Origin of the sequence: Candidatus Accumulibacter contiguus, assembly GCF_036625285.1 — a bacterium.
Taxonomy (GTDB): Bacteria; Pseudomonadota; Gammaproteobacteria; order Burkholderiales; family Rhodocyclaceae; genus Accumulibacter; species Accumulibacter contiguus.
This window is the reverse complement of sequence record NZ_JAZKUC010000002.1, coordinates 1194852-1215107: the sequence shown is the minus strand read 5'-3', so window position 1 is coordinate 1215107 and position 20256 is coordinate 1194852. Positions and strand designations below refer to the sequence as shown.

11 protein-coding genes are annotated in these 20256 nt (G+C 65.4%); 6 read left to right on the top strand and 5 right to left on the bottom strand.

Translation table 11 applies throughout. The features are described 5' to 3' along the window. The first annotated feature begins 74 nt into the window (after positions 1–74). The 4 genes from tgt to secF all read left to right on the top strand — a co-directional run bounded on the left by tgt (position 75) and on the right by secF (position 4588). Positions 75–1184 carry a tRNA guanosine(34) transglycosylase Tgt gene (gene tgt, locus V5B59_RS24350; protein WP_169071376.1) on the top strand — a complete coding sequence of 370 codons (1110 nt, stop codon included), beginning with the start codon at positions 75–77 and terminating at the stop codon, positions 1182–1184. 55 nt (positions 1185–1239) lie between these two features. After that, positions 1240–1566 (top strand): preprotein translocase subunit YajC, encoded by a 327-nt coding sequence (yajC, locus tag V5B59_RS24345; protein ID WP_034919631.1) that lies wholly within the window; start codon positions 1240–1242, stop codon positions 1564–1566. Between the two features lie 187 nt (positions 1567–1753). Further along, a complete protein-coding gene (gene secD / locus V5B59_RS24340) occupies positions 1754–3631 on the top strand; it encodes a protein translocase subunit SecD (RefSeq protein WP_169071377.1) in 1878 nt (625 codons plus the stop codon). A gap of 12 nt (positions 3632–3643) precedes the next feature. Further along, the gene (secF, locus tag V5B59_RS24335; RefSeq protein ID WP_169071378.1) at positions 3644–4588 is read left to right on the top strand and encodes a protein translocase subunit SecF; all 945 of its coding nucleotides are present in this window, start codon (positions 3644–3646) and stop codon (positions 4586–4588) included. Between the two features lie 220 nt (positions 4589–4808). On the opposite strand, the gene recD is transcribed toward secF, so the two are convergent. From recD to recC, 3 genes are read right to left on the bottom strand one after another with little or no spacing between them, the layout of a single operon-like run. Beyond that, positions 4809–6911, bottom strand: a complete 2103-nt coding sequence (gene recD / locus V5B59_RS24330; RefSeq protein ID WP_169071379.1) for an exodeoxyribonuclease V subunit alpha — start codon at positions 6909–6911, stop codon at positions 4809–4811. Continuing rightward, positions 6908–10699 (bottom strand): exodeoxyribonuclease V subunit beta, encoded by a 3792-nt coding sequence (recB, locus tag V5B59_RS24325; RefSeq protein WP_169071380.1) that lies wholly within the window; start codon positions 10697–10699, stop codon positions 6908–6910. Before recB ends, recD begins: the two co-directional genes overlap by 4 nt. Then, positions 10696–14253, bottom strand: a complete 3558-nt coding sequence (gene recC / locus V5B59_RS24320; protein WP_169071411.1) for an exodeoxyribonuclease V subunit gamma — start codon at positions 14251–14253, stop codon at positions 10696–10698. Before recC ends, recB begins: the two co-directional genes overlap by 4 nt. A 264-nt stretch (positions 14254–14517) precedes the next feature. Between recC and V5B59_RS24315 the strand changes: the two genes are divergently transcribed. Further along, positions 14518–15150: a putative metalloprotease CJM1_0395 family protein gene (locus V5B59_RS24315; protein ID WP_169071381.1), complete on the top strand. Its 633-nt coding sequence runs from the start codon at positions 14518–14520 to the stop codon at positions 15148–15150. A gap of 46 nt (positions 15151–15196) precedes the next feature. Here V5B59_RS24315 and V5B59_RS24310 read toward each other — a convergent pair whose 3' ends face one another. After that, a complete protein-coding gene (locus tag V5B59_RS24310; protein WP_169071382.1) occupies positions 15197–17629 on the bottom strand; it encodes a tetratricopeptide repeat protein in 2433 nt (810 codons plus the stop codon). Between the two features lie 309 nt (positions 17630–17938). Between V5B59_RS24310 and V5B59_RS24305 the strand changes: the two genes are divergently transcribed. Beyond that, complete coding sequence (locus V5B59_RS24305; protein ID WP_169071383.1) at positions 17939–19210, top strand: adenylate/guanylate cyclase domain-containing protein; 1272 nt, start codon at positions 17939–17941, stop codon at positions 19208–19210. 105 nt (positions 19211–19315) lie between these two features. On the opposite strand, the gene V5B59_RS24300 is transcribed toward V5B59_RS24305, so the two are convergent. Beyond that, a complete protein-coding gene (locus V5B59_RS24300; RefSeq protein ID WP_169071384.1) occupies positions 19316–20251 on the bottom strand; it encodes a CysB family HTH-type transcriptional regulator in 936 nt (311 codons plus the stop codon). Positions 20252–20256 lie beyond the last annotated feature (5 nt).

The window sequence follows — 20256 nt, the reverse complement described above, 5'->3', positions numbered from 1 at the left end:
AAGCTGGCGCCGGGCGCCAGGCTTTTCCACGCCCAACACCCCTGGCTTGCCAGGGGTGTTTTTTCCTGGACCCCATGAACTTCGAACTTCTCGCCAGCGATGGCGCGGCCCGTCGAGGCCGCCTCAGCCTCGCTCATGGCTGCATCGAAACCCCCGTATTCATGCCCGTTGGCACCTATGGAACGGTCAAGGCGATGACCCCGCGCGACCTCATCGAGACCGGCGCGCAAATCTGTCTGGGCAACACCTTCCACCTCTGGCTGCGCCCCGGTCTGGAAGTCATCACCGCGCATGCCGGCCTGCACCGCTTCATGTGCTGGAACGGCCCGATCCTCACCGATTCCGGCGGCTTCCAGGTATTTTCGCTAGGTGCGCTGCGCAAGATCAGCGAAGAGGGAGTCCGCTTCCAGTCGCCGATCAACGGTGACCGCCTGTTCCTGACCCCTGAAGAGTCGATGCGTATCCAGCATGTCCTCGATTCAGATATCGTCATGATTCTCGACGAATGCACGCCCTACCCCGCCACCCATCTCGAAGCGGCCAGCTCGATGCGGCTCTCGCTACGCTGGGCCAAGCGCTCGCGCCTGCAGCACGACCATCTGGAGAACAAGAACGCGCTGTTCGGGATCGTGCAGGGCGGTATGTATGAAGACCTGCGGGAAGAATCGCTGGCCGTGCTCACTGAAATCGGCTTCGATGGCTTTGCCATCGGCGGGCTGTCCGTCGGCGAGCCGAAGCACGACATGGCGCGCATCCTTGCGCATACCACCCCGCTACTGCCGCAGAACAAGCCGCGCTATCTGATGGGCGTCGGCACACCGGAGGATCTGGTGGCTGCGGTAGCGGCTGGAATCGACATGTTCGACTGCGTTCTGCCAACGCGCAACGCACGCAATGGTCATTTCTTCACCCGCCATGGCGACGTCCGGATCAGGAATGCCAAATACAAGAACGATCCTCGGCCGCTTGACGAAAGCTGCGCATGCTATACCTGCCGGAACTTTTCGCGCGCCTACCTGCACCACCTCAACCGTGTCGGCGAGATTCTCGCCGCGCAGCTCGGCACACTGCACAACCTGTACTACTACCACCAATTGATGAACGAGCTGCGCAATGCCATTGCCACCGGCATGCTTTCGGCATGGGTTGCCGCTTTCCACAGCACGCGCAGTCAGCAGAGTTGATCGCAAGTGGTACAATTGCCGGCTCAATTCAAACATTCTGCCTTAGGAGACTGATGTGCTGATCAGCACCGCCCACGCCCAACAAGCTGCCACGACCGACCCGATGGGCGGCTTCATGCAGCTGCTGCCGATCATCCTGATGTTCGTCGTCCTCTACTTCCTGATGATTCGCCCGCAAATGAAGCGTGCAAAGGAACACAAGGCGCTGATCGAAGCCCTTGCCAAGGGCGATGAAGTCGTCACCGGCGGCGGCATTGCCGGCCGCGTCACCCGCGTCAGCGACAACTTCCTGACTCTCGAAATCGCCCCTACCGTCGAGATCCAGGTGCAAAAGCAGGCCGTTACGGTGCTTCTGCCCAAGGGTACGCTGAAGGCGCTCTAACGGTCATGACTTTTCCAGGCACCCCCGATCATGAAAGTCATGACCGTTTCCCTCTCCCCCGACCCCTCCCCCGCGAGGGGGGAGGGAAGATTCGTGAGTCCCATACGCGACTTTCACATTAACCATTCTGCGGGCCGCTTGCCTCGCAAGTCATGCCCGCCTCCTCTGAACGCAAGCATCCATATCCATGAATCGTTATCCGCTCTGGAAATACCTCACCGTCGCCTTCGCACTGCTGTTTGGCCTGGTATACACCCTGCCGAACTTCTTCGGCGAATCACCAGCGGTGCAGGTTTCCAGCGCCAAGGCCACGCTCAAGGTTGATGACAAGACCCGTGAACGCGTCGCCAGCACCCTGCAGACGGCAGGGATCGAGAGCAGCGGAATCTTCCTCGACAGCAACGGTGTCAAGGTGCGTCTGCGGAGTACAGACACCCAGTTGCAGACCAAGGATCTGCTGGAAAAGCAGTTCAACCCCGACGCCGGTAACCCGCAGTATGTCGTGGCGCTGAATCTGCTGTCGAGTTCGCCGCAGTGGCTGAGCAGCCTGCACGCCTTGCCGATGTACCTCGGCCTCGACCTGCGCGGCGGCGTGCATTTCCTGCTGCAGGTCGACATGAAAGGGGCCATTACCAAACGTCTCGACGCGATCAGTGGCGACCTGCGCACGCTACTGCGCGACAAGACCGTCCGCCACGCCGGAATCACCCGCGAAGGCGAGCGGGTAGTGATTCGCTTCCGCGACAACGAGACGCGCAACAAAGCGCGGATCGTTCTCGAGGATAACCAGCCCGACCTGCTCCTGGCTGACCAGGGAGAAGGCGACGAGTTGAAGCTGGTCGCTACGCTCAAGCCCGAGGCGATCAAGCGCATCCAGGAATTCGCGATCAAGCAGAACATGACCACCCTGCACAATCGGATCAACGAACTCGGCGTCGCCGAACCGGTGATCGCCCAGCAGGGCGCCGACCGCATCGTCGTACAGTTGCCGGGAGTCCAGGACACGGCCAAGGCCAAGGACATTCTCGGCCGTACCGCAACGCTCGAGATCCGCATGGTGGACGACACCCCTGGCGCGATCGAAGCTGCGCAGGCCGGTCAGCCACCTTTTGGCACCGAACTCTATGTCGAGCGCGGTGCCATGCCGCTGCTGGTCAAGAAGCAGGTGGTGCTGACCGGCGAACGACTCACCGACGCGCAGCCGGGTTTCGACAACCAGACGCATGAGCCCGCCGTACACCTGACTCTCGACTCGGCCGGCGCCCGCATCTTCAAGGACATCACGCGCGACAACGTCGGCAAACGCATGGCCATCGTGCTGGTCGAGAAGGGCAAGGGCGAGGTCGTCACGGCGCCCGTCATCCGGGCCGAGATCGGTGGTGGCCGCGTGCAGATTTCCGGCCGCATGAGCACCATGGAAGCCAATGACACGGCGCTGCTGCTGCGTGCCGGTTCGCTGGCGGCACCGATGGAGATCATCGAGGAACGCACCATCGGCCCGAGCCTCGGTGCCGAAAACATCAAGAAGGGTTTCCTGTCGACGATGTGGGGTTTTGCGGCGATTGCCGCGTTCATGATTGCCTACTACATGCTCTTTGGCCTGGTTTCGGTGATTGCCCTGGCATCCAACCTGCTGTTCCTGGTCGCCCTGCTCTCCTTGCTGCAGGCGACGCTGACCCTGCCGGGAATCGCCGCCATCGCGCTGGCGCTGGGCATGGCCATCGACGCCAACGTCCTGATCAACGAGCGGATCCGCGAAGAACTGCGCAATGGTTCGACGCCGCAAGCGGCGATTCATACCGGTTACGAGCGCGCCTTCGGCACGATTCTCGACTCCAACATCACGACGCTGATTGCCGGCATTGCCCTGCTGATTTTCGGATCCGGACCGGTCCGGGGCTTTGCGGTGGTGCACTGCCTGGGAATTCTCACCTCCCTGTTCTCCGCCGTGGTCGTCTCGCGCGCGTTGATCAACCTGATCTACGGCAGTCGCCGCAAGGTCGAGTCGCTGGCCATCGGTCAGGTCTGGAAACCGGCAAACAGCACGGCCGGCACCGTCAAATAGGAAAGCACGCAGATGGAATTCTTCCGGATCAGTAAAGACATCCCGTTCATGCGGCATGCGCTGGTATTCAACGTCATCTCGCTGCTCACTTTCCTGCTGGCGGTGTTTTTCCTCTTCAGTCGTGGTCTGCACCTCTCGGTCGAGTTCACCGGCGGTACGCTGATCGAACTCAACTACGCGCAGGCGGCCAAGCTGGAGCAGGTCCGCGACGGCCTCGGCAAGGCGGGCTACACCGACTTCTCGGTACAGAATTTCGGATCCAGCCAGGACGTTCTGATTCGCTTGCCGCTCAAAGCCGAGCAGAACACGGCCAAGATCGGCGAGGCAGTGATGCAGGCTCTCGCTGCCGACGCGCCCGGCGCGACGCTGCGCCGGGTCGAGTTCGTCGGCCCGCAGGTCGGCAAGGAACTGGCGGAAAACGGCGCCCTGGCGCTATTGCTGGTGGTCATCGGCATCGTCGTCTACCTGGCCTTCCGCTTTGAGTGGCGTTTTTCGGTATCGGCGATCATCGCCAACCTGCACGACGTAGTCATCATTCTCGGTTTCTTTGCCTTCTTTCAGTGGGAGTTCTCGCTCTCGGTACTGGCAGCGGTGCTGGCCGTCCTCGGCTACTCGGTCAATGAGTCGGTCGTCGTTTTCGACCGCGTCCGCGAGACCTTCAAGAAAGCCCGTGGCCTGAGCACGCCGCAGGTGCTCGACCACGCGATCACCAGCACCATCTCGCGAACCATCATCACGCACGCCTCGACGCAGATGATGGTACTGTCGATGCTGCTCTTCGGCGGCGAAACGCTGTATTACTTCGCACTGGCGCTGACCATCGGCATCTGTTTCGGCATCTATTCCTCGGTGCTGGTGGCGAGTCCGCTGGTGATGTGGCTAGGCGTCTCGCGCGAGCAGTTCATCCGGCCCAAGAAACAGATCGAAGGCGCCAATGAGGATGGTGCCGTGGTCTAGACGCGCTGGGCAAGCGTCACTGCTGAAGGCGGAACCGGGCGCTTGGAAGAGCAACAAGCCGCAAAGAAAGCCATATGAAAAAGGGCACCGCTGAACCCTATCGCGACTCCTGACCGACCCGGTCCGGCACCGTCACCGCCGACCCAGCATATCTTCCGGGCTGGTCGGCAATGAAGATCTGCTTGCCGCAATCGGCGTGGAACATGCCAAAAAGCCAGCCTCACTCCCACAGCAGTCCACTCGCCCGCAACACCTGCCTGTGCACCGCTTCCTCGAGCAGCCTGGGTGGACCGGGCATGACCAGCGTCAGGAAAGCGCGAGCGCGGGTGATGCCGGTATAGAGCAGTTCGCGAGTGAGAATCGGGCTCATCGTTTCCGGCAGGACCAGCGCGGCATGGCTGAACTCCGATCCCTGCGACTTGTGCACAGTCAGCGCATACGCCGTTTCCACCGCTTGCAGGCGGCTCGGCAGGATCCATTTGATCCCCTGGCCGGCGTCACCGGCGGGGAAGGCGACGCGCAGCTTCGTTTCCTGGTCGGTCGCATGCGGTAGCGCCAGGGTGATGCCGATGTCGCCGTTCATCAGCCCGAGCGCGTAGTCGTTGCGGGTGACGAGAACCGGGCGGCCCGGATACCAGCCGGCGCTGGCCGGAATCAGAGCGGCTGCGCACAACACGCGGGCAATGCGCTGGTTGAGCCCGGCCACACCCCAGGGCCCACGCCGCAGCGCGCACAGCACCTGGAACTCGCCATGCGCGCGCAGCACCCGGCGCGCCCAGTCGTCCAGGGCGTCCTGATCCGCGGCGGCGGCGGGCCGGGTCTCGGCGAGGGTCGCGAGGTAATGGCGATAGCCATATCGCAACGCCGTCTGGGCAAGCCCGGCGGGTGGCGCCGGATCGGCGACCTGCCCTGCCGCAGCACCATCGATGACCAGCGCCGCGAAGCGCGCTTCGTCACCGGCGGCCAGCGGCAGCAGGGCGAGGTCGGCATGGGCGTGCCGCCAGACCTCGCTGACCCGCGCCGAGTCGCCAGCGTTCACCGCTTCCGCCAGTTGGCCGATGCCGCTCGCCGCAGAGAAGCGGTAACTGTGACGGAGCATGATCACCGCCTGCGCGAGCGCGCTGCCCGCCTCGTCGACGAGGCGGGAGTCGATGCGTTCACCGCTGGCCGCAGCCAGCCAGTCACGCGTCGCCGGGGTGTAGTGGCCGGCGCGCGCGTGCCGGCACAGTTCGCCGAGCACGGCGCCGGCCTCCACCGAAGCGAGCTGATCCTTGTCGCCGAGCAGGATCAGCCGCGCCGCAGGCGGCAGGGCGGCCAGCACCGCGGCCATCATTTCCAGATCGACCATCGACGCTTCGTCGATCACCAGCACGTCGAGCGCCAGCGGATTGCCGGCGTGGTGACGAAAATGCCGGGTATCCGGCCGGCTGCCGAGCAGGCGATGCAGGGTGCTCACCTTGACCGGAATCGCGGCGCGCACCGCTTCCGCCTGTTCGAGGCCAGCCAGCGGCAGGCGCGCCACCGCGCCGGCGATCGATTCGTTGAGGCGCGCCGCCGCCTTGCCGGTCGGCGCCGCCAGCCGGATGCGCAGCGGGCGAGCCGCCCCGCCGGCGGACGGCGCGGCGAGCGCCAGCGCCTGCAGCAGCGCCAGCAGGCGAACCACGGTCGTCGTCTTGCCGGTTCCCGGACCGCCGGTGAGGATACTGAAACCGCTGCGCGCCGCCAGTGCGCAGGCCATTTTCTGCCAGTCGGCCCCGGCCTCGCCGGCCGCTGCGGGAGGAAACAGCCCGTCGAGGATAGGGCGCAGCGCGTCCAGTGGCAGCGCGGCCTGCAGCGTCGCCGACAGCGCCAGCCGGCGCTCGAGGGCGCTGCGCACGTCCTCTTCGTATTGCCAGTAACGGCGCAGATACAGGCGTGGACCGACGCGTACCAGCGGCGTGTCGCCGGCACCGCAACCGACCAGCAGCGGATGCTCGAGCGCCACCTGCCACTGCGCCAGGCTCAGTCCAGCCAGCACCTCCGCCGGCAGCGGTGGCGGATCCGTCGCTGCCAGCGTATCCCTCCCCTCCTCGCCCTCGGGCGGCAACGACAGGGCAAATGCCGGTGCCTGTAGCGTCGCCGCCAGATCGAGGCAGGCGTGACCGCGGCCGAGCTGGTGGCTGGCGAGCGCGGCGGCGAGAATCAGCAACGGCGGCGCGTCGGGGACTTCGCGCCAGAGAAAATCGGCGAACGCCGCATCGAGCGCGCGCAGCCACTGGCGTTCGGCCCAGCACGCCAGCACCGCCTGCAGCGCGGCCCGGCTGTCGAAGGGGCGATGGCTCATGGCGTTTCCTGCGTGCGGGAGCAGGCGAACAGTGCGTCGAGCGCTTCGATCAGGGCGCGCGGCGGACGTTCAACATGCAGGCCCTGGCTCGGCGCGTGCACGCCGCGCAGAAAGACATACACCGCGCCGCCGACATGGCGCTCGTAGTCGTAATCGGGCAGGCGCGCCTGCAGCAGGCGATGCAGCGCGAGCAGATAGAGGACGTACTGCAGCTCGTAACGGGCGTGCAGAATCGCGGCAGCCATCGCCGCCGGGGTATAGGCGGCATCGTCGGGACCGAGCCAGTTCGACTTGTAGTCGGCGACGTAGTAGCGGCCTTCGTGCTCGAAAACGAGGTCCATGAAGCCCTTGAGCATGCCGTTCAGTTCGCCCGGCTGCAGCGCGGGACGCGTGGCGCCGGCGAGCGTGTGCCGGCAGACGAGCGCGTCGATGCTGGTCGTCTTGACCGTATGCGCGGCGAGCCAGAACTCCATTTCGGCCATCGACGATGGCAGACTGGCCAGCATCGGCGAGGTCGCCGGCACGCCGGGCAGCGCCGGCAGCCGCAGCGGCGTGCTCAGGAAATGCAGCAGCCAGGTCTGCAAGGGCTCGATCCAGTGCTGCCAGCCGCGCGCCTGGCAGCGGCGCGCGATCAGGTCGCGCAACAGCGCCGGTTCGCCGGCAACCCGGCCGAAACCCTGCTTGGCCGACCATTCGAGCAGGTCATGGAGAAAGGTTCCGGCCTCGGCGCCACGCGGAAAATCGTGCAGCGAACCGGGAGCGGGGGCCGCCGGTCGCGTCTGGCTCGTGCCGGGCGGCGGCGAACCGTCCGCGACGGCAGCGGCGTTCTGCGCTACCCTGGTTTCCAGGAATACGTCTTCCACCGGCGTGTCGGCTGCGCTCGCGGATGCCGCAGCCGCGTCCTCGCCGACGGTCTTCAGCGCCGAGTAGCTGGCGACCCACCAGTGCTCGCGCAGTGCGCGCGCCGAGCTGCGTGCCGAACCGGCAGCCCGCGCCGAGGCTTGCGGCAGGAAGCGCTCGGTGCTGGCTGCCGGCGCCGGTGCCAGGGCGATGTATGGGCAGTGGTCGCGCCAGGTTCCGAGCGCCTGCGGCAACGCAGCCGCTGCCATCGGTTCGCCACCGCCCAGCAGGTAGCCGAAAGCGCTGCGCTCCAGATCCTTGAGCGGCGCGACGCCGATCCAGGTGGCGTAACGCGCACGGGTCAGCGCGACATAGAGCTTGCGCAGGTCTTCGCCGAGGCGTTCGCGGTCTGCCCGATCGACGATGCCCGCGTCGGCAGCGAGCGCGAGCTGCAGGCATCCGTCATCGTCATGCCATTTCAACGGCAGCTCCCTGGCGTCGCTTGCCCGGAAGGTGCAGGCAAAGGGCAGGAAGACCAGCGGGTATTCCAGCCCCTTGGACTTGTGCACGGTGACCACCTGCACCAGATCGGCGTCGCTCTCCAGGCGCAGTTGGCGCGCGTCGCCGCCAGTGCTGGCGGCATCGCGCCGCTGTTCGGCGAGATGGCGAATCAGCGCGTGCTCGCCGTCGAGCAGCGCGCTCGCCTGCTGCAGCAATTCGGCAAGGTGCAGCACGTTGGTCAGTGTGCGTTCGCCGTCGACCGCCCCGCCCGCATCATCGCCGCGCCCGAGCAGCCTTGCCGGCACGTGAAAATCGTTGAGCAGCCGGCGCAGCATCGGCAGCACACCCTGGCGGCGCCAGCAGTCCCGGTAGCCGCGAAACTGCAGGACGCGCGCTTCCCAGGCGATCTCGTCGTGGTTGAGCATGTCGAGTTCCCGCCAGCTCAGGCCCAGAATGGCGGTGGCCAGCGCGCTGCGCAGCAGGCGCCCGTCGTCGGGTTCGGCGCAGGCGGCGAGCCAGTGCTGCAGTTCGCCGGCTTCGGCGCTCTCGAAAACCGAATCCTTGTCCGAGAGATAGACGCTGCGCACACCGCGCTGCGCCAGCGCCCTGCGGATCGTATCGGCTTCACTGCGGCTGTTGACCAGTACCGCGATGTCGGCCGGGCGCACGCTCTGCATGCCGGTCTCGCCAGCAAAGCCGGCCTGCCTCGCCTGACCGAGATTGAGCAGGCGCACCATCTCGCCGGCACAGCTGGCCGCCATCTGTTCGCGATAGACGGTCTTGCCCAGGGGTTTGCCATCCGGATTCGGCGGCAGGTACCAGACGGTGAGTGCGGGCACCGGCATGCCGTCGGCCTGCAGCGCATCGGCGCGGCCTTGTGCCTCGGCGGTGATGAAGGGCACCGGATTGTCCGTCCCGCGGCGGAACAGGAAAGCTCCGGATCCGCTGGCACGATCCTCCGCCACCGTGAAGCAGTGATTGGCCGCCAGGACCATGGCCCTGGTCGAGCGGTAGTTCTTCTTCAGCGTGTAGAGCCGCTCGACGCAGGCGCGGCGGGCCGCCAGATACGTGTGAATGTCGGCACCGCGGAAGGCGTAGATCGCCTGTTTCGGATCGCCGATGAGGATCAGCGCGGTGTCGGGAGCGCTCTGCGCAACGCGATACACCGCATCGAAAATCCGGTACTGGACCGGGTCGGTGTCCTGGAATTCGTCGATCAAGGCCACTGGAAACTGCTGCCGGATGCTGTCGGCGAGGCGTTGGCCACTGGCCGCGTGCAGAGCGGCGTCGAGCCGGGTGAGGAGATCGTTGAAACCCATCTGCGCACGGCGCACCTGCTCGGCGGCAAAGCGCTGTGCCACCCAGCGTGCCGCGTGGCAGAGCAGGTCGATGCGTGCGTCGGGCAAGGCCTGCAGCGCAGCAGCGAGATCGGCGATCGCGGTCAGTGCGGGGTGGTCCGGAGGGGAAGCGGTTTTCCAGGCTTCGGCCAGTCCGGCAGGTGTCAGGCGCGTCCAGCCTGTCTGGAGATCGGGCCAAAGCCTGCCCGGGTCGTCCCGCCAGGTGCGCAGCGTCTCCAGCCACGGCTTGTAGAAGCGGGCCTGCAGTTTGCGTCCATCCACTTTCTTTCCTGCGACCGCGTTGTCGAGCAGCGTCTGCAACTCATCCACCCATTCCGTCCACGGCGCCTTGAGTTCAGCCAGGCGGCGCCGCCTCCCGCTCAGGCTGCTCCGCAGCGCCTCCGCCGGGGACAGCGGCGACTCGGCAAGCCGATCCGCATGTGCGACGAGATTCTTGATGCCATCCTGCAAGGCGTCCGGACCCGACCACCATTGCCGCAGCTCGGCAACCGCCTCGCGGTCGAGCGCCGCCAGGAAGCTGCGCCAGTAGTCGCGAACGACTTCGGCGAGCAGCTCGTGCGGGTCGGTTTCCAGCGTCTGGGTGAACAGACTGTCGCTGTCGAAAGCGTGTTCGCGCAGCATGCGCTGGCACCAGGCGTGGATGGTCGAGACGGCCGCCTCGTCCATCGCTTCGGCGGCGAGTTGCAGTTTGCGGGCGCAGGCCGGCCATTGTTCCGGCGGGTACTCCTGGCACAGCGCAAGCAGCAGCTCGTCGGCAGCGGTGCTGTCGTCCTCGCTGGTGTCATCGCCGGCATCGATCCGGAAACAGGCGGCCGCTTGCGCCAGACGGACGCGAATGCGGTCGCGCAGCTCCTGCGTCGCCGCCTCGGTGAAGGTGACGACGAGGATTTCGCGTGGCGTGAGCGGGCGCGCATAAGCGTTTTCCGCGCCATGACCCAGCACCAGGCGGACATACAGCGCGGCAATCGTGAAGGTCTTGCCGGTGCCGGCGCTGGCCTCGATCAGCCGGCTGCCATGCAGCGGCAAACGCAGCGGATCGAGCATTTCGACGGTCGTGCCGGGCGCGGCCGGCAGTGCGGCGGAGTTCATGCAGACACTCCCGCGCTCTTCTCCGCCCGGCCGGCTTTCTCCTTGCTGGCCGGGATCGCCTCAAACAGCGGGCGCAGGAGGGTCTCGGCGAGCAGGTGAAAATCCCCGTTGGCCAGCAGCGCGTCGAAATCCGGATAGGCGCGCTTGAGATAGGCGTCGGTGTCCACTTCGCCCAGAAACTGGTAAGCGCTTTGGTATTCCTTGCGCGCCGCGTCGTCGCCACCCTTGAGGTAGGCGAACGCCGTCCTGGCCGCCAGCGGCAGCGGCCTTTGCATTCCCTGCTGCCAGGCGAGCAGAAGTTTTCCCAGATGGCAGCGAGCCTGTTCGATCGTCAGTGGTGGCAGGGTGACATCGCCGGCCTTGCTGACGATCTCGGTGCTCAGCGGCCCGCCGGCCAAGTGCAGGGCCAGATGCCCGACCCAGTGGCGAATGACCTTCTCGCCCCGATATTGATTGTTCTTGACCAGATCACTCGTTTCAAGAACGACCCGGCCGCGCCGGCCAGCGCCGTCGCTGCGGATGCCACCGAGCCAGCCGGCGATCGCCAGTTCCTGCTCTTCAGCGCTGATCTGGAAGCGGATCTCTTCCTCGCCATCGACGAGCGACGGCCAGCGCGCGAGCGCACGCTGATAGCGCTCCAGGAAATCGTCCAGCGGCGCCAGCAGCTCGTCGGCCAGGGCATCGCCAAAGGCACCACCGGGCAGATCGCCGCGCCGCCGGATGCTGGCGAGCCGGTCATTGCGTGCGGCGGCAATGTCCTGCGCCTGCTCGAGCGCAGTGACCTGCGCCCGGATCAACTCGTCCTGCACCTGCCAGCGGCCCAGGCCATCGACATCGAAGGGTTCCTGATCGTCGCTCACCGGATCGTCGATCTCGAACCATACGCCGAGGCGCTGCCGAAAGAAGGCCTTGACCGGCTGCCTGAGGAAGTCGCCGAGATCGCGCAGCGACAGCGGCTCTTCGCGCAGCAGCAGTGGCAAGACGTTGTCCGCCTCCGGCGTACCCGCATCCGCAACGGCCTCGATTTTAGGCTGCCACTCCTGTGCATAGGTGAAAAGTCTGGCTTCCTCCGGGAGCGCCGGGAAATAGTCGGGGCTGAAGGGCTGCAGCCGGTGCTCGACGGTCAGCGCCGCAAGCAGGGCTTCGCCCGCTTTGCCGGCTGGCCCGGAGTGACCGGCCAGGGTCCAGCCCGCTGCCAGATGATCGCGCAACTGCCCGACCAGCACCGACGGCGGCCGCACGCTGTTGTCGTGGATGCTGCGGCCTACCCAGGAGATGTGCAGGCATGCGCGCGCCGAGAGCAGCGCTTCGAGGAACAGATAGCGATCGTCCTCGCGGCGCGAGCGGTCACCCGGCCGGTAGTCCAGTGCCATGAGGTCGAAGTCCATCGGCGTGCGCGTGCGCGGGTAGTCGCCGTCATTCATGCCGAGCAGGCAGATCTGCCGGAACGGGATGGCGCGCATCGGCATCAGGGTGGCGAAGGTGATGACGCCGCCGAAGAAGCGCTGCGACAGTCCTCCCTCGTCGAAGCCGGCGAGCCAGGACTCGCCGACCACCGACAGCGGCAGTTCCTCGGCCAGCGCCGCCTCGTCACAGGCGTCCTGCCAGCGCTGCAGGCCGCTGTCGAGCTGCAGCAGGGTGAAGGCGTCGCCGCTGTCCTCGGCGGTGAAGAAGTCGGCGAGCAAGACGCGCAGACGCGTGCACCAGACGTCGGCGGTCGCCGGCTGGCGCAACATCCGCCAAGTCGCTTCGAGGCGGTCGAGCAACTGCACCAGCGGTCCGAGCAGTGCGGCATCGATGCCGCCGATTTCGTCGTAAGGCTCGATCCCCTGCCAGGCCGCGGCGTTGGCGCCAACGGCGTAGCCGAGCAGCATCCGCCGCAGGCCGAACAGCCAGGTATTCGGCGCTGCCGCCTCGGCGTGCTGCGGCAAATCGAGACTGGCACGCTGCTCGGCGTGCAACCCCCAGCGAATGTTGGCACCCCGGATCCAGCGCTGCAATTGCGGCAGGTCGTCTTCGGCGATGCCGAAGCGCTGCCGCAGCGCTGGCACTTCGAGCAGGTCGAGCAGATCGCTGACCGCCAGGCGTGACTGCGGCAGATCGAGCAGCTTTTCGAGCGCCTGCAGCAACGGATCGACCTGGCGCCGGCCCTGGTCGGCGACGCTGAACGGCAGGTAGCGCGCGTCGCTTGCTTCGGGCAGGCCGAAAACCGCCTGAACATGTGGCGCGTAGCGGTCGATGTCGGGCACCATGACGAGGATGTCGCGCGGGCGCAGCGTTGCGTCGGCGTTGCAGGCGGCGAGCAGTTGATCATGCAGGATCTCGACTTCGCGCTGCGGACTGTGGGCGACATGGAAACGGATCGAAGCATCGCGTGCCGGATCGACCTCTGGCCAGTGCGCGCGCGTCTCGGCCAGCGGGCGCAATTCGAGGATGTCATCCTGCAGTTGTTGCAGCAGGGTGGCACCGCCGAAGTCCTTGAACAGCTCGATGCGCTGCCCGATGGCGGCGAAATGCGGCAGGTAGCCGGCGCGCGTCGCATCGTCGTCGTGTGCTTCGAGCAGACCGATGAAATCGCGTCCCTGCTTGCCCCAGGCGGCGAGCAGTGGCTGCGCGTGCAGATGCAGCCGTTCGTCGTCGATGAACTCCGGCATGCCCTGCCGCCGCGACTGGCGAGGACGCCCGCTGCTGCGCAGCAGGTCGCGGTCGGCGACAATGTCGGCCCAATAGTGCTGACACGGGTTGTGCACGCAGATCAGCACCTGCGTCCAGCGCCCCAGCACCGCGAGCACTTCCAGAGATTGCTGCGGCAGGCTCGAAACGCCGAACACCATCACCCGGCGCGGCAAGTCGGCGGGACGTTCCTCCTCCGGCCAGTGCGCGGCGCAACGCAGGAAGGCTGCGTGCACTCCCGCCCGCCCGGCATTCGCTGCCGCCGCGTGCGCACCCGCGCCGCCGGACCTGCTGGTCCGTGCCTGCACGTCGGCCAGCAAGGCGCGCCAGAGCGCTGCCTGCCAGCGATGTCCGTCCGCCAGTGGCTCTTCGCGTCCGCGGGCGTCGATCAGGACATCCTGGCCCGCCTCCCAGGCTGCCAGCCAGTCGGCGCGATACACCTGATACTGATCGAAGAGGTCGGCGAGGCGCTCGGCAAGCTGGAAGCGCTTGCGCCGATCGCTGTCCCTGTCGAGGAAACCGAGCAGCGGCGCGTACTCCGCATCGTTCATCACTTCCGGCAGCAAGCGCATCAAACGCCAGAGCAGCCGCGATTCGTCGAACGGCGAACTCTCCGGCACCGCCGGTCGTCCGAGCAGTGCGCGATACACCCGCCACAGAAAGCGCGACGGCAACGAAATTTCGAGTGCCGCAGCGATCCCGCAGCCCCCTGCTGCCTCACCCTGCCCCGCATCGGCAGCGAGCGCCAGCTTGAGCCACTGCGCAATGCCATTGCTCTGCACCAGGATGATCTCGTTCTCGAGCGGCGCCAGCGGATAGCGTTTCATCCATTCGACGACCAGCTCGCGCAGCATCTCCGGTTGATTGCCATGCACGAGCATCAGGCCAGGCGTCAGGGGTGGGAGGGTCAAGTCGGGCTCCGGGGATCAGTGGGCTAGCGAGGCTTGAACGATACCTCAGAACTCGGGCGGAAAGATATTCCGCTGGCCCGAGCATACAGGCCGCCACCACCCTATTCTGGGCTGACGCATATATACTCCGAATGTCGACGGAACCCGAATCCTTGCCCGTGATCCGGATGAACTGCCGCGGCTGCGGCAAATGCCTTGTTTCGAACTTGTGGGGGTTTGACCAGAGATCGAGAAATGATCGCCAGCCTGTCGCCGATCAGCGTATTCAGCACCGTACGCCTGGCCCGTCCTGAGGTGTCCCCATCGAGCCGCGACGCGGAAGCCGACGGGGCTACGTCGCGAGCCGAACAAGACGGCAAGAGCGAACGCAGCGAGCCAGCCGCTCAAATCAGGGGCCAAGGGCCCGGCCAACTCTCCGAGGCCGATCAGCAACGGCTGCGAGCCTTGCAGCAGCGCGACCGCGAAGTGCGCGCCCACGAAATGGCACATGTCGCCGCCGGCGGCAGCCTGATCCGGAGCGGCGCCAGTTTCACCTATGAAGCGGGTCCGGACGGGCAACGTTATGCGATCGGCGGAGAAGTCGGGATCGACACCTCACCCGGACGCACCCCCGCGGAAACCCTGGCCAAGGCCGATCAGATCAGGGCCGCCGCGCTTGCCCCCGCCGATCCCTCGGGGCAAGACCGGCAGGTTGCCGCCATGGCCACGCGCATGGCGATGCAGGCCAGCATGGAGCTGGCAACCGAGGGCGGCGCCACGCAGGAGGGCAAATCTGCCGGCGTACCGGGCCGCCAGCCGATGCTTGCCTATACCGGCGCCGCTACCGGTGAGCAATCGTCGGGGTCGGCCATCGACCTCTTCGCCTGATCCCTGCGGGCCTACGGGGCAGCTGCTGCATCGCCGGACCGCCTGCTCAGTGGTCGATCTGGCGCCCTTCCAGATCTCCGATCAGGCGGTTCAGGCCGGCATTGTCCGGCAACATCTCGGCGAGCAGCCTGGCGTAGCGCAGGGCGGCTGGATGGTCGCCCGACTCGCGACTGATCGAGAGCAATGCGCCGAGAATGTCGACATCGTTCGGATGCCGCTGCTTGGCGCTGCGCAGCAGCGCCAGCGCCTGCTCGCGCTTGCCGGAAGAATCGACTGCGATGGCTTGCACATAGGCATAGCGTGCGTTGTCCGGGGCAAACCTGGCGGCCTTGGCGAATTCCCTGAGCGCATCGGCCTGCTCGCCCTTGCGCGTCAGCAACAGGCCGAGCGCGTGATGCAGGTCGGCATCGCGAGGCAGCACCGCCAGACCCCGGCGCAGGGTCTCTTCCGCTGCCGGCTCGCGCCCGAGTTGGCGAAATGCATCGGCGAGATTGACGTAGGCACCGCTGAAGCCCTTGTCAAGCGCGATGGCGCGTTCGAAAGCCGCAATCGCTGCGTCGGCGCGTCCTTGCCGCAAACGCAGGTTGCCAAGGTTGACCTGCCCGGAAGGCCAGTCGGCCTCCAGCGCCAGCGCCGTCTCGTACTCCTGCAGCGCAGCCGCACGAGCGGCACGCTTCCCCTCTGGAAGTTGCGTATCCGGCACATCGGCGAGGATGCGTGCAGCTTCGATGCGCACGCCACGCACCGGGTCCGAGAGTAGCGGTGCGCCACTGCGCACGCGGTTGACCGGATCGGCCGGCGCGATCATGCCAAGTGCGGCGACACGCAGCGACGGGTCGGCGTCGTGCAGCAGCGCGCGCGCGGCCGGCAGGGTGGCGGGACTGGCATAGGGCTGTGCCAGCGTCGCGGCAGTCGCCCGGACGATTGCCGGTGCCGTCGGGTTGGCGGCGAGTTCGAGCAGACTCGGCAAGGCACGCAGGCCCTGCGTCTCGCCGGCGTGCAGGGTACTTCCGTAGTGCGGTCGCTCGCGCCAGCGCTTGCCGTACCAGCGGTCCATGGCACTGGCCGCCCACTGCGCGGTCTTGTTGGTGTGACACTGTGTGCAGGCATTCGGGCTGCCGAAAGCGATCGAGAGGTCGGGACGCGGGATACGCAGGCTGTGATCCTGGCGAGCGTGGATCACCATGTAGTTCTGCGTCGGCATGTGGCAGGTCACGCACTGCGTACCCTTGCCACCAGCGAGGTGCTGGTGATGCTTGAACGCATCGAACTCGGCGGCAGCGTGACAACGGGTGCACAGCGCGTTGCCTGCGGCGCGCAGCTTCTGCGCGTGCGGCTCATGGCAATCCATGCAGGTGACACCGTTCTGATGCATCCTGCTCTGCAGGAACGAACCCCAGACATAGACCTCTTCACGTTGCTGGCCATCGGCATGGTAGTTGGGCGCGGTAAGCATCGCCAGGCGATGGCTGTCTTCGAGCGTTGCGCCGGGCTTGCGGTCTTCGCTGAGCGTCGAGCGGCGGGCGTGACAGGCAGCGCAACTGTTCATTCCGGCAGGGTCGGCCGGGCGGTCGCGCACCGCGAACCTGGCGTCTTCGGTCGGGAATTTCCACGCTTCGTTCCAACGGCTTTGCAATGTCGGCAGGCCCTTGCTGCCCTGGGGAGGATAGGGCGCCCGGGCCTGCCGGGCCCAGTCGAGGTGCGCGGATGCGGGGCCGTGGCAGGATTCGCAGGCAACATTGATTTCGCTGAAAGTGGTCTGGTAGGTCTTGCTGGCCGCGTCGTAGCCCTTGTGCAGATCGGTCGAATGGCACTCGGCGCACTGCAGCGCCCAGTTATGGTAAACACCGGTCCAGTGCAGGGGATCCCGGTAATCCATTTTCTGCCTTGGATAGAGGTGGAACCAGCGCTGGCCTCCCTCACCTTGCGGCCGCGCATCCCAGGCAATCGGCAGCACCTGATAACGCCCGCCGGGAAACGGGATCAGGTACTGCTGCAAGGGATAGACGCCGAAGGTGTAGCGGATTTCGTAGTCGGTCAGCTTGCCGTCCGGGCCATCGCTGTGCACCATGAACTTGTCGCCGCGCTTGAAGAAGGTGGACTCGACGCCGTCCTTCCTGAATTTGGCGTTGGCAAAATCACCGCGCACGCTGGCGGCCGTCGCCTCCTGCATCGCGAGCTGATGATGCGAACCCGACCACGCCTGGAATTCGCTTTCATGGCAGGTCTTGCAGGTCTCGGCACCGACGTAGCTGGCGGCCGCGACTGCCGCCACCGCCTCGGTGACGGCTGCAGGCAAGGCCGACGAGGCGACTGCCGGGGCTGGCACCTTTGCCGATCTGACCCAGAACAGCGTCCCGGCGGCGACCAGCAGGGTCAGTACCAGGGCGACGGCAATCCAGAGCCGGCGCTGCGGCCTCTGTCCTGCTGGGGGTGTCGGCGCCGCTGCGGCGGGGGTGCGCCTGGTTCGTCTGCTCATCTGAGATATGCTTGCTGCCAAAGTGAAGCGAGCGGCAAACAGGCGAAACCACTGCCTGTCTTCTCGGGAGAATGCAATGTATCGCCCACCATCCTTGCGGTCAATCATCGCAAAGCCATCAGGAGTTCACCGCGCGAGATGAGTCGATTGCTTCCCTGGCATGGCGGGACTACCGTCTCGAACGGTTACCCTGGTACGATGTTGCCGGGGCATCTTTGCTGGTCGAGAGGCCCCTCCTCGAAGAATCGCCATAGAATCCCGCCTGCGTGGATGTAACCGCTCTGCCAAGGCCGGCGGGAGTCAGGAGGAATGGTGAAGAACAGCAGTGCCCTGGGTGATTTCGTCTACACCGATGTCGAATTTCGCCAGTATCGTCGCCTCCGGGCGGTGCGCTTGCTGCATGCCGGAGTCGGATTTCTGCTCGCCTATGCGATCGCATGGAGTGTCGTTGCGCTGATGCGGGGCGACTGGCCGACACTGATCCTGCAGGGAATTTCGGGCGCTGGGGCGGCCTGGGTATGGTTCTGCCTCTCCCGCGGTCGGCTCGGACTTGCCGGTCACAGCTATTTCTGCATCGTCATTCCGGTCGTCGCAGGGATGATTGCGCTCGAAGGGGTGACCGGTCCATTTCTCAGCATGAGCCATTACCACCTGCTGCCGCTGATCGTCGGCGCATATCTCTTGTTCTTCGAGCACAGTCAGCGCGGGCGGCGGGTGTATGTAGGCGCCTGTGTGCTGATCTTCGTTTCCGTCGAACTGGCTCTCGTGAGCTTGCCGCCACTGGGTCTGGCCTATGACTCCGAGGCGCAACGAACAGGCCGCTGGATACTCTCGCTGGCGAATTTCGCTTCGCTGATCTGGGTGGCCCGGCTTTTCGTGGCCGATCTGGCGGAAGCCGAGAAACAACTCGCCAGTGCCAATGCGCGCATGGAAGCACTCCTTGAAAACATGTTGCCGGCGACGATCAGCCAGCGCTTGCGCCGCGAGGGACGCACCTTTGCCGATGCCTTCGGGGAATGCAGCGTGCTCTTTGCAGACATCGTCGGCTACACCGCGCTGTCCGAATCGCTGCCCAATGTGGTTGGTCTCCTGGATGCCATCTTTACACGTTTCGATGATCTCACCGAGCAAGGCGGGCTGGAAAAGATCAAGACGATTGGCGATGCGTACATGGTCGCAGCGGGCATTCCCGAAGCACGTCCCGATCATGCCGTCGCAGCCGCGGAACTGGCTTTGCGGATGCAGACGGCGATCAAGGATTTCCCTGGGCTGGAGATCCGTATCGGTATCAATTCGGGTGCAGTAGTGGCTGGCGTGATCGGAAAGAAGCGCTTCATCTACGACCTCTGGGGCGACACGGTCAATATCGCCGCGCGCATGGAATCGCAGGGAATATCCGGCGAGATTCAGATCAGCGACGCGACGCGCGCCTTGCTGCCACCCGACTTCATCTGCAAGGATCGTGGCGAGATTGCAGTCAAGGGCAAAGGCCGGATGCGCGTTTTTCTTCTCAAAGGCCGCGCGACACGGACCAATTCAAGAGGTTCTGCGGATCCAGCAGTTCCAAATTTAAGCCCATAGTGACGAGTGGCCTGGGATTCATGGTGCATTCGGCCACACAGTTCCTGGTCAATGACTTGGTCATTCTGGGCATCGCCGTGATCGCCATCATCGCTTTTGCGCGAGTCACTCACTGCCGTTCTGTTTCTGAATCGCCGCTTTGAGGTTTTCTTCCCCGATCTCCGGACAGACCTTTTCGATGAACGCCAGCGCATAGCTGCGCAGATAGGTGCCGCGGCGCACAGCCAGACGGGTGGTGCTTTCCGGGAACAGGTGCGGCACCGGGATCAGCGCCAGGTTGCGGTCCTTGAAGCCGTCGTAGGCCATTGATGCGACGATGCCTACGCCGAGGTCGAGTTCGACATAGGTCTTGATCACATCGGCATCAATCGCCGAAAGCACGATGTCCGGCACGACGCCAGCGTCGGCAAAAGCCTTGTCGATATGCGTCCGGCCGGTAAAGCCCTCATGATAGGTGATGATCGGATACTCGCCGATCAACTCCAGCGTCAGGTCCTTGACCTTCAGGAGGGGGTGGCCGTAGGGAACGATCACCGCGTGGTACCAGCGATAGAACGGGAAGGTGACCAATTCCGGCACCTTATCGAGTCGTTCGGTGGCGATGCCGACATCGGCTTCGCCCGCCACGAGCTGTTCGGCGATGTCCACCGGACTGCCCTGGTGCAGTGCGAGATGCACGCGCGGATAATCGGTCTTGAACCACTTGATGATCTGCGGCAGCGCATAGCGCGCCTGGGTGTGCGTGGTGGCGACCACGAAATGGCCACTTTCCCGACTGGCAAACTGGTCGGCAATACGGCGCAGGTTCTGGGTGTCCAGCAGAATCCGGTTCACCACTTCAACCAGTTCCTTGCCTGGCTCGGTCAGTCCCAGCAGACGCTTGCCACGGCGTACGAAGATCTCGATGCCGAGTTCGTCCTCGAGGTCCTTGATATGCTTGCTGACCCCCGGTTGCGAGGTGTACAACGCACTTGCCACCTCGGTCAGGTTGAAATCCTGGCGCAGCGTTTCGCGAATGATGCGAAGTTGCTGAAAGTTCATCGGGT

Bases quoted from the DNA above. Each gene is read 5' to 3' on its own strand.
- tgt (WP_169071376.1), top strand. From the start codon at position 75: ATGAACTTCGAACTTCTCGCCAGCGATGGCGCGGCCCGTCGAGGCCGC.
- secD (WP_169071377.1), top strand. From the start codon at position 1,754: ATGAATCGTTATCCGCTCTGGAAATACCTCACCGTCGCCTTCGCACTG.
- secF (WP_169071378.1), top strand. From the start codon at position 3,644: ATGGAATTCTTCCGGATCAGTAAAGACATCCCGTTCATGCGGCATGCG.
- recD (WP_169071379.1), bottom strand. From the start codon at position 6,911: ATGAGCCATCGCCCCTTCGACAGCCGGGCCGCGCTGCAGGCGGTGCTG.
- recB (WP_169071380.1), bottom strand. From the start codon at position 10,699: ATGAACTCCGCCGCACTGCCGGCCGCGCCCGGCACGACCGTCGAAATG.
- recC (WP_169071411.1), bottom strand. From the start codon at position 14,253: ATGCTCGTGCATGGCAATCAACCGGAGATGCTGCGCGAGCTGGTCGTC.
- V5B59_RS24315 (WP_169071381.1), top strand. From the start codon at position 14,518: ATGATCGCCAGCCTGTCGCCGATCAGCGTATTCAGCACCGTACGCCTG.
- V5B59_RS24310 (WP_169071382.1), bottom strand. From the start codon at position 17,629: ATGAGCAGACGAACCAGGCGCACCCCCGCCGCAGCGGCGCCGACACCC.
- V5B59_RS24305 (WP_169071383.1), top strand. From the start codon at position 17,939: ATGGTGAAGAACAGCAGTGCCCTGGGTGATTTCGTCTACACCGATGTC.
- V5B59_RS24300 (WP_169071384.1), bottom strand. From the start codon at position 20,251: ATGAACTTTCAGCAACTTCGCATCATTCGCGAAACGCTGCGCCAGGAT.